This window comes from Streptomyces sp. LS1784 (assembly GCF_020103755.1).
In the GTDB taxonomy this organism is placed as follows: Bacteria; Actinomycetota; Actinomycetes; order Streptomycetales; family Streptomycetaceae; genus Kitasatospora.
Window position 1 is genome coordinate 1 of the sequence record NZ_JAHSQD010000842.1, and the last position, 2,596, is coordinate 2,596.

Sequence of the window (2,596 nt, forward strand, 5' to 3'; positions counted from 1 at the left end):
GGCCGGCGGGGCGGCGGCAAGGGCCGCGGGGGCGCTGCCGAGGGTGGCGGCGGTCAGTGCGGCGGCCAGCAGGACGGCCGTGCGGCCGGGCGGTCTGCGGCGGCCGGTGGTTCGTCGGGCAGTGCTCCGTCGGGGGCGGAGCGGGACATCGGCCACTGAGGGCTCCCTTAGGGGAAGGGCGATCGATTTCCCAGGAAGCTAGCGGCCTGCAATATGTTTCAGCAAGATGCAGAAACCGTTTCGTGCCGGGAAAATCCAGGTGAGCGACCGTCTCCGACCACCCCGATTACTTCCTCTGGAGCGACGGGCGTGACAATGGGACCCATGTCCGTCCCACCGGTACGCACCGAACCCCAGAGCACCCCCTACCCCGGTGGGAGCCGGCCCGTAGCCCTCAAGGGGGACGGCCGGTGAAGAATCCACTGCCAGAGGATGAGCAGACGGCTACGAGTGGTCTGGCAGACTTGCCGTCCATGGGGGAACCGACCGAGATCCAGCGAGGCGACGCCGGGCGCGCCGAAGCGGCCAGTGGTAGCGGTTCCGAAGCAGCGAAGGCCGTCCCCGGCCGCCTGCCCGACGGAACCACCCGCGCCGCCCAGTCCCGTACCGCCGCGCTGCGCGAGCGCATCAGCGCCCAGCGCCGGTCGCCGGCCCGGCCGCGGATCTGGTTCGAGCTGGCACTGATCGGGATCAGCTACTGGATCTACTCGATCGTGCGCAACGCGGTTCCCGAACAGGAAGCGATAGCCCAGAAGCACACACGCTGGATCTGGGACCTGGAGCAGCACCTCGGCATCGCCGTCGAGCACTCGATCAACCACGCCGTGGACAGCGTCGGGTGGCTCATCACGGGCATGAACTACTACTACGCCACCCTGCACTTCGTCATCACGATCGGCGTGCTGGTCTGGCTCTACCGCCGCCACCCCGGCCGCTACGTCGCGGCCCGCTCGGTGCTGTTCGTGACCACCGGGATCGCCCTGGTCGGCTTCTACTTCTTCCCGCTGGCCCCGCCCCGGCTGATGACCGACGGCGGCTTCATCGACACCGTGAAGGCCCACGGCACCTGGGGCTCGATGGCCTCCGGCCCCGCCGCGCACGTCTCCAACCAGTACGCGGCGATGCCCTCGATGCACATCGGCTGGTCGATGTGGTGCGGTCTGGCGATCTTCTTCCTGGCCCGCCGGACGTGGGTGAAGGCGCTCGGCCTGATGTACCCGGCCGCCACCCTGGTGGTCATCGTCTCCACCGCCAACCACTTCTGGATGGACGCCGTCGGCGGCGAGCTCTGCCTGGCGCTCGGTTTCCTCACCGCCCGCTGGCTGTACCACGAGTGGGTCTACAAGCTGCCCAGGGTGCCCGCCCGGGAGACGGTGGCCGAGCAGCCGATCACCGTCCCGGAACAGTGGAGCGAGCCCGCGGTCAGCACCGTTCGCCGCTAGCCGGCCGACCTCCCGAAGGGGCCCCGACCGGGGCCCCTTTCGCGTACCCGCCGGAGCCGTGGACCTGCCCGGTCAGTCGGAGCCGTGGACCACCCCGGTCAGTCGGAGCCGTAGAACAGCCGGACCACCACCGCGCGGGCCCGCCGGGTGATCCGCCGGTAGTCGTCCAGCAGCTCGCCGCTGTGCCCCGAGCCGTACCCGAGGTAGCGGGCCACTCCGGCCAGCTCCCGGGCCTCCCCCGGGAAGCTGTCCCCGGGCCGCCCGCGCACCAGCATCACCGCCGCCCGCACCCGGGAGGCCAGCACCCAGGCCGTGTCCAGCACCTCGGCGTCCTCCGGCTTGACCAGCCCGGCCTCGACGGCGGCCGCCAGTGCCGCCCTGGTCCGGGTGGTGCGCAGGGCCGGCACGCCGTGCCCGTACCGGAGCTGGAGCAGCTGCACCGTCCACTCGACGTCCGCCAGCCCACCCCGGCCGATCTTCGTGTGGGTGGTCGGGTCGGCCCCGCGCGGCAGCCGTTCGGCCTCGATCCGCGCCTTGATCCGGCGGATCTCCACCAGGTCCCGCTCCGGCACCCCGGTGCCCGGGTAGCGCAGCGGGTCGATCAGCTGCCGGAACCGCGTGCCCAGCTCCTCGTCCCCGGCCACCGGCTCGGCCCGCAGCAGCGCCTGGCTCTCCCACGCGTGCGACCAGCGCCGGTAGTAGGCCGCGTACGAGGCCAGGGTGCGCACCAGCGGGCCGCTGCGGCCCTCAGGCCGCAGGTCGGCGTCGACCAGCAGCGGCGGCTCCGTGGAGGGCGCGCCCAACTGGGTGCGCAGCTCGTGGCAGACCGCCTGGGCGGCCCGGGCGGCCTCCTCCTCCAGCGAGCCGAGCAGCGGCTCGTGGACGAAGAGCACGTCCGCGTCCGAGCCGTAGCCCAGTTCGTGGCCTCCGAAGCGGCCCATCGCGATCACCGCGATCCGGGTCGGCAGGTCCCCGTGCTCGGCCTCCCACCCGGCGACGCAGGCGCGCAACGCGCCGCCCAGGGTGGCGGCGTTGAGCGCCGTGAGCGCCTCCCCCGCGGCGTCCAGCGCCTCGGCCGGGTCCTCCCCGAGCCGCCCGAGCACGTCCGCGGCGGCGGTACGGAACAGCTCCCGGCGGCGCACCGAGCGGGCGGC

1 protein-coding gene and 1 pseudogene are annotated in these 2,596 nt (G+C 72.8%); one reads left to right on the forward strand and one right to left on the reverse strand.

Going from position 1 to position 2,596, the window contains the following annotated elements; all coding sequences use genetic code 11:
• The first annotated feature begins 473 nt into the window (after positions 1-473).
• Positions 474-1,442 carry a phosphatase PAP2 family protein gene (locus KS423_RS43230; RefSeq protein ID WP_224285169.1) on the forward strand — a complete coding sequence of 323 codons (969 nt, stop codon included), beginning with the start codon at positions 474-476 and terminating at the stop codon, positions 1,440-1,442.
• A gap of 98 nt (positions 1,443-1,540) precedes the next feature.
• Here the strand turns inward: KS423_RS43230 and KS423_RS43235 are convergent.
• Positions 1,541-2,596: pseudogene (locus KS423_RS43235) on the reverse strand (bifunctional glutamine-synthetase adenylyltransferase/deadenyltransferase); the annotation flags it as partial.

Coding starts and splice junctions, on each gene's coding strand:
- KS423_RS43230 (WP_224285169.1), top strand. CDS start 474: ATGGGGGAACCGACCGAGATCCAGCGAGGCGACGCCGGGCGCGCCGAA.